Here is a 693-nt window from a genome sequence, read left to right on the forward strand (position 1 = left end):
GTCTTAAAAGCGCTTATGATTGATTTCAGGATCTCGTTTTTTAATTGAATTTGGCTGTTAGAGTTATTCTATAATCTCGTTATATGTCCAAATAAACCGTCGCGACAGTCAGCCAGAATAAGGAAATATCTATGAGACTTATCAAAGCAAGGGTAGAAAATTATCGCAGCATTATTGATTCTGGCGAGTTTGATATTGAGCGATTAAAAACAATTCTCGTTGGTCCGAATGAAGCAGGTAAGACCGTATTGCTTAGAGCATTACAACAGCTCAATAAACCAGAAGACGTTGAGGGGTTTGATGCTCTTAGAGACTATCCAAGGTCTAAATATAATGAAATTACCACAGGTCAGGTAGATCCGAATAAAGTCAAAGTGGTTACAGGCTGCTTTGAGTTAGAGGATAGTGATAAAGCACTAGTACCCTCCGAGTATCATGGATGTCAATATCAATTTACTCGTATGCTAAACAACACGGCATCTCACACACTTATAAATGCACCCGATAGAAAAAAAATAATTGATATCAGAAAAAGCCTAGCTAGAATGGCTGCACATATGGATAAGCAGCACACCAAATTATCAGACTCGGAACCCGACACTAAACCCTCTAAAGAACTTAATGAATTTATGTCGAGTTGGCTTGACGGAAGTTACATTTCTGGCGAGATGGCAAAATCATTAAAAACATGGC

The 693-nt window shown here is 38.1% G+C and carries 1 protein-coding gene; it reads left to right on the forward strand.

Going from position 1 to position 693, the window contains the following annotated elements:
• Nucleotides 1–131: 131 nt before the first annotated feature.
• On the forward strand, nucleotides 132–693 hold a 562-nt coding region (locus AAEZ02_RS21750; RefSeq protein WP_351125003.1), incomplete at its 3' end, for an AAA family ATPase.

It is taken from the genome of Shewanella sp. T24-MNA-CIBAN-0130 (genome assembly GCF_040310185.1).
Lineage (GTDB): Bacteria > Pseudomonadota > Gammaproteobacteria > Enterobacterales > Shewanellaceae > Shewanella > Shewanella psychromarinicola.